Here is a 5,926-nt window from a genome sequence, read left to right on the forward strand (position 1 = left end):
GTAGAGGCCGCTTTTCTTTATCCAACGGGCATCGCTGTCTTTACTCGGTGTGGTTTGGCTGCTGACTTGTCCTTCTTCATCGACTTCTATGGCCTGACGCTGTTTGCTGCCGGCGGTCTGAATAATGGTGGCGTCAATGACGGTGGCAGATGCTTTCTCTACTTTTAGGTTTTTTTCGGTCAGTTGTCGGTTAATCAGTTTTAGCAGTTCAGACAGGGTGTCGTCTTGCGCCAGCCAGTTGCGGTAGCGGCATAAGGTGCTGTAATCGGGGATGCTCAGTTCGTCAAAACGGCAAAACAGGTTGAAATCGATGCGGGTGATGAGGCTGTGTTTGAGTTCGGGATCGGAGAGGCTGTGCCATTGTCCGAGCAGGACGGCTTTGAACATGGACAACAGGGGATAGGCGGGACGGCCGCGGTGATCTCTAAGGTAACGGGTTCTTTGACGATTCAGGTACTGTTCGATCGGTTGCCAATCAATTACCTGATCCAACTTCAATAGTGGGAAGCGGTCGATGTGTTTGACGATCATGGCTTGGACGGTTTGCTGAAAGAAGGTGGTCATGGAAAATCCCCTAAATGTCTTAGTAGGAATTTAGGGGATTTTGGGGAATTTTGCAAAGGTCTCAGATTATCTGAAAATAAGATTCAAGGTTTTCAGACGACCTTTTAGCGGGTAAATTGCTCTCTAGATTGTTGTTACCGTAAAAGGTCGTCTGAAAATCCTATCCGATCAAAAACAAACCGCCCTTTCGAGCGGTTTGTTTTCAGCTTAAACAGACAGTTATTGTTTTTTGCCGCCGAATACACCGAAGGCATTGTTACTTTTATCTTCTTTGTCATGATAACTGTATCGTCCCGCCATTTCGGCAGCTTTGTCACCGTAGAATCCGCCAGTTACAGAGCCTTGTGCATCTGAAGAAGTCCATTTACCGTTAAAGCTGCTGCCTGTAATATCTGCAGTAAAGGCTCGTTCATTCATGAACCATCTGTCACCACTATTGATTTTACCTGCGATAGTCTTGGTATCGAAGTTGACATCTGCGGTAAACGAACCGGTAGTACGGTAGCCTCCTGTATCACCCACCCAGTTTTCCTTATTATCCAAGTTGCGGGCACGGAAATTCAACACATCGCCGGCATACTTGGCTGTCCCTGACGGTAGAGAGGCACTCATTACCCCCTGAACAAACAAGGAGTAGGCATTATCGGCAAGTTTTGCCGCACCGAAGACAACATTGCTCAAATTGCCTGAAGCAACAAACGATTTGTAGTCCGAACCCAATTCAGTTCGATAGAGCTTGTTGGTAACAGGTGACAAAGCGATTGTCGTACCGTTGATAACGACTTTGGTCAAATCGGCGATATTCGATAAGAAGTATTGCTCGCCTGTTTCACCTTTTTTCAATTCAGCTGCGGCGGCATCATCTTTAGGTTTGGTTACGGGCGCATCAGGTTTGGCAACCGGCGCATCAGGCTGTCCGCCTGCTTGAGCTGCCGCATCTTGGCGTTTTGCACCAAACACACCGCGCGCCACTACGTCTTCATCACGTTGGTTTTTGCCTGCCGCACTATATGTACCGGCAAGTTGGTCTGCCTTCGCGCCAAAGAATCCGCCTTGCATCGTACCTTGCTTGTTGGAGAAGGTGTTGCCGTGCAAATCGCCATTGAAAGACAAATTTTCCGCCATATCGCGCGCATTGGATTTGACGACACCTGCAATCCTATCGCCACCGCTACCACCGCCAACCGTTTGATCGGAATAGCGGTTGATGCCGACATTGATGGTTTTTTGGTCGAAATTGACTCTTGCGGTAACATCGGTTGCTTTGGCGGCAGAATACAGATTGGCCAGCTTGGCTTGCGAACCGGTTTCAAAAATTTCTTGCAGACCTCTTGTATCGATCGGCAGTCCGTTTGGGAAATGCAGGCCGATGCCTTTATAGGTTGCATCCCCTCTTTGGGCTGCAACGGTATCGCTGCCTGATGGCGTGCCTTGGACAAACAACGCCTGTTTCACATCACGCAGATCGCTGACATCGGCAACACCGCCGTAACGAACGTCAGGCAGCAGGTCGCCGCTGTGTACCGCATATTGTGCTGCATCGGCTTTACCGCCGTTCGTACTTCTTTCGCCCAACGTGAACTCACCTGCTTTAACGTCTTTGGTATTAATGGCGACACCATCAAGTACGACGCTGTTTTTATCCGAAGCAGTCGGAGCTTCGGTTTTGGCATATTCCAAATCGCCGGTTTCACGCTTTTTCGCTACCAAGACACCGCCATCCAAAGCCTTGCTCATTACTTTGCCTTCACCGCCAAAACCTTGACCTGAATTGGCCTCATTGGCTTTCTTAGCTTCCTCAGCTTTCTTGGCCTCTTCAGCTTTCTTAGCGTCTTCAGCTTTCTTGGCTTCTTCAGCTTTCTTGGCTTCTTCAGCTTTCTTGGCTTCTTCAGCTTTCTTGGCTTCTTCAGCTTTCTTGGCTTCTTCAGCTTTCTTGGCTTCTTCAGCTTTCTTGGCTTCTTCAGCTTTCTTAGCGTCTTCTGTTTGTTTTGAATCACCTCCTCCGCCCGAGCCGGAATTATTGCCCGGCTGTTGCGGGGTCGGTGCAGACTGTGCAGACGGCGTGCCACCACCGCTTGAACCGCATGCACTCAATGCGATGCTGCAGGCAATCGCCAACATACTTAATTTAAATGATTCCTTCATGGTCAAACTCCTGAATGTGATAATGGTATTTTGGAATGATGGTGATAAAATATTTGATAATTATTTACATCAAACCAATTAAAATATACCGCAAATGCGGATAACCAAACGGTACTAAACTTGCATCAGTATGAAGGTCGTCTGAAAACAGAATTTATGAATCCGCGTATACAGATGTGTTTCAGACGACCTCTACTTATATCGTCAAACCATTAATGACGGTGCGGAACAAAGCCTTCCGGAGCTTCCGCACCTGCAGGCAGGTCAAATGTTTCGCGCAGAACGACTTTGTAGAACGCAAATGCATCTTTTGCACCTTGAATCGCTTCGGCTTCAGCTTCAGGACTTAAACCCAAAGCATTCAGATGCTCGACAAACGCACGCCAATGTTTGCCGCGGCCGTTCGGATGGGGGGCGAGGTGGCGCGCGCCGTGTTCGCCGGTGTAATCCAGTTTTTGCGCGTGTTTAAACAAAAATGCTGCGCCCAAATTGGAACCTTCGGCGCAATACAGCCAACCGATGGCTTTGTTGCCGGTTTCATGTGGCAACGGTTTACCGTATTCGTAAGGTTTGTCGCCCAAATCAGCCAAGTCTTGCGTTACCGCGTCGTAACGCGCCATGTATTCCAGCTCAGGAATGGCTTTGTTCAACTCGGAGTCTTTATAAATATGATCGACCGCTTTGTGGAACACTGATTGCAGTTTCAAAAATTTGATGTAATTCTCTTTGTTGGTAAACGGCTCGACAGACATAACCAAGTTGTCCACGCTATCGTGAATAGTTGTAGTTTGCTCTTTCAGCCGTTTGGCAAAAGTCAGCTCTTGTGTTTCGCTCATGTGAATATCCTTCATACAGTTTCAGACGACCTTCCGGCCGCCTTTATTTAAACAAGGTGGATTGGATAGATTTGAAAACGGACACGGGATGGAAGCCAAGGTTTGTGGGATTGGAAACCCACCAAACCTGGTTGAAAACAAACCATCGGGTTTCGTTATTTTATGAAATATTTTTTAAAAATATATATCATTCCAATTCAAATGGCAAGAGAATGGTTTGCAGCTACTTGCAACTACAAGATAATAACGGACAATTTTCCACCTTCGGCAAACAAGAGAGGCAGGCTTAACGGAAAATGATTCCTTAACCATAAAAAATATTGTTTACAAAGACATGACAACATCTCGGTAGACGCCGTCCTTGCCTCACCTGCGTCAAAACGGCATACTTTCGCCATACCGAGCCGCAGGTCGTCTGAAACCTGCCACACTGTCAAAAAGGAAGAAACAACATGAACCCTATCCGCCCCTTCTTAGACCATACTCCGCAAATTCACGAATCCTGCCTCATCGACGAAACCTCCGTCATCATCGGCGAAGTATCGCTTGCCGAAGACGTATCCGTTTGGCCGTATGCCGTGTTGCACGGCGACGTGAACAGCATCAGCATCGGCGCGCGCAGCAATGTACAGGACGGCAGTGTCTTGCACGTTTCGCACAAAAACGCGGAAAAGCCCGAAGGCTCACCCCTTATCATCGGCGAAGACGTAACCGTCGGACACAAAGTCATGCTGCACGGCTGCCGCATCGGCGATCGTGTGTTGATTGGGATGGGTACGATTATTCTGGACGATACCGTCATCGAAGACGACGTGATGATAGGTGCAGGCAGTTTGGTGCCGCCACGCAAACGTTTGGAAAGCGGCTATCTCTATGTCGGTTCGCCCGTCAAACAAGTCCGCCCGCTGACCGAAAAAGAAAAAGAATTTTTGAAATATTCTTCCGCGCATTATGTGCGGCTGGCAGGCCAACACAAGCAGTCAAAATAATTTTCAGGCGACCTTATATCCCTTAAAAAAGAAAGTTTTATGCACACACTCTACCTAGCCTCCGGCAGCCCGCGCCGCCGCGAAATTTTGGAAAACCTAGGATTCAAAGTTATCCGTATCCCTGCCGACATCGACGAAACGCCGCATTCCGACGAAAAAGCCGCCGATTATGTGCAACGTATGGCGCAGGAAAAAAATGCCGCCGCTGTCGAGCAATGGTTTGCCGCACACGACGCGTCGCCCGAATATCCGATTCTGACTGCCGACACTACGGTCGCCTATCAAAACCACATCCTCGGCAAACCGGAAACCGAAGCCCAAGCAGCCGAAATGCTCGCCCGGCTTTCAGGGCAGACGCATCAGGTGCTGACTGCCGTATGCGTATATTGGCAAGGGAAAATGCACGGCGTTTTGCAAACCAGCGATGTACGTTTCAAAACCTTGTCTGCCGAAGAAATATCCGCCTATATCCGAAGTGGCGAACCGATGGACAAAGCCGGCGCGTATGGCATTCAGGGTTTGGGCGGCGTGTTTGTCGAGCATTTGCAAGGCAGCTTTACAGGCGTGATGGGCCTGCCCGTTTACGAAACGGTCGGCTTGTTGGAACAATTCGGATTGAGTATTCCCCCATTTGCCTGATTTTAAATACCTTCAAACAAACATTATGAAAACATACGTCTTCCCCTTTTTATCCGCAGTATTCCTTCTCGCTGGCTGCACCACTTTTTCAGACGACGGTACACCCGCCATCCGCAAAGGCAACGACAGCATCCTCTCTTTCGGGAAGCTTGGCTCCGCTATAGAAGATGCGCCTGCAGGCGGCTGGGTCATGCTCGGCGATCAATACACCTATGAGACCTTTGCAAAAAAGTCCTTCCCCCGACAGCCGAAATCTAAACAAAGATTTTCGGCTGTTTTTGTTTCAAAGATCCACTGATTCTACTCAAATACCCCCATAATCCCCCTTGGATACCTGATTAATCAGGTATCCGGGCCGCCTTTTAGGCGGCAGCAGGCACACTTAGCCTGTTGGCGGCTTTCAATAGGTTCAAACACATCACCTTCAGATGGCTTTGTGCACTCACTTTGAGCAGCACAAAATAGCTTGACCGCGCATAGCGGAATTTACGGTGCAACGTACCGAAGCTTTGTTCGACCACATAACGGGTCTTCAACAAATATCGGTTACGTTTGGTTTGCACTTCCGACAGCGGACGGTTGCGGTGGGCTTTGCGCATAATGCCGTCCTGCAGCCGATGCTCTTCCAGATGTTGCCGGTTTTCCTTACTGTCGTAGCCTTTGTCGGCATAGACGGTCGTACCTTTGGATAGGCCTTCCAACAAAGGCAACAGGTGTTTGCATTCATGGGCATTGGCAGGGGTAATGTGCAGT

General features: G+C 48.9%; 7 protein-coding genes. 3 read left to right on the plus strand and 4 right to left on the minus strand.

The annotated features are described in order from the left end of the window. The 3 genes from ACTHUE_RS09680 to ACTHUE_RS09690 all read right to left on the minus strand — a co-directional run. The coding region (locus ACTHUE_RS09680) for a transposase (RefSeq protein WP_440423368.1) at positions 1–564 on the minus strand (564 nt) is incomplete at its 3' end. Between the two features lie 219 nt (positions 565–783). Beyond that, positions 784–2,709 carry a transferrin-binding protein-like solute binding protein gene (locus tag ACTHUE_RS09685; RefSeq protein ID WP_107769560.1) on the minus strand — a complete coding sequence of 642 codons (1,926 nt, stop codon included), beginning with the start codon at positions 2,707–2,709 and terminating at the stop codon, positions 784–786. A 212-nt stretch (positions 2,710–2,921) separates the two neighbouring features. Beyond that, on the minus strand, positions 2,922–3,545 hold the full coding sequence (locus tag ACTHUE_RS09690; protein ID WP_070461566.1) for a biliverdin-producing heme oxygenase: 624 nt from the start codon (positions 3,543–3,545) through the stop codon (positions 2,922–2,924). A 452-nt stretch (positions 3,546–3,997) separates the two neighbouring features. On the opposite strand from ACTHUE_RS09690, the gene ACTHUE_RS09695 reads away from it, so the two are divergent. The 3 genes from ACTHUE_RS09695 to ACTHUE_RS09705 are packed head-to-tail and all read left to right on the plus strand — an operon-like array spanning position 3,998 to position 5,471. Next, positions 3,998–4,534 (plus strand): gamma carbonic anhydrase family protein, encoded by a 537-nt coding sequence (locus ACTHUE_RS09695; RefSeq protein WP_070461565.1) that lies wholly within the window; start codon positions 3,998–4,000, stop codon positions 4,532–4,534. 39 nt (positions 4,535–4,573) lie between these two features. Next, complete coding sequence (locus ACTHUE_RS09700; RefSeq protein ID WP_107867633.1) at positions 4,574–5,173, plus strand: Maf family protein; 600 nt, start codon at positions 4,574–4,576, stop codon at positions 5,171–5,173. A 25-nt stretch (positions 5,174–5,198) separates the two neighbouring features. After that, the gene (locus ACTHUE_RS09705; RefSeq protein ID WP_107867634.1) at positions 5,199–5,471 is read left to right on the plus strand and encodes a hypothetical protein; all 273 of its coding nucleotides are present in this window, start codon (positions 5,199–5,201) and stop codon (positions 5,469–5,471) included. A 64-nt stretch (positions 5,472–5,535) separates the two neighbouring features. Here ACTHUE_RS09705 and ACTHUE_RS09710 read toward each other — a convergent pair. Beyond that, a partial coding sequence (locus ACTHUE_RS09710) for a transposase (protein WP_440423370.1) occupies positions 5,536–5,926 on the minus strand: 391 nt, incomplete at its 5' end.

This window comes from Neisseria sp. P0021.S005 (genome assembly GCF_051956955.1).

Bases quoted from the DNA above. Each gene is read 5' to 3' on its own strand.
- ACTHUE_RS09700 (WP_107867633.1), top strand. From the start codon at position 4,574: ATGCACACACTCTACCTAGCCTCCGGCAGCCCGCGCCGCCGCGAAATT.
- ACTHUE_RS09690 (WP_070461566.1), bottom strand. From the start codon at position 3,545: ATGAGCGAAACACAAGAGCTGACTTTTGCCAAACGGCTGAAAGAGCAA.
- ACTHUE_RS09685 (WP_107769560.1), bottom strand. From the start codon at position 2,709: ATGAAGGAATCATTTAAATTAAGTATGTTGGCGATTGCCTGCAGCATC.
- ACTHUE_RS09705 (WP_107867634.1), top strand. From the start codon at position 5,199: ATGAAAACATACGTCTTCCCCTTTTTATCCGCAGTATTCCTTCTCGCT.
- ACTHUE_RS09695 (WP_070461565.1), top strand. From the start codon at position 3,998: ATGAACCCTATCCGCCCCTTCTTAGACCATACTCCGCAAATTCACGAA.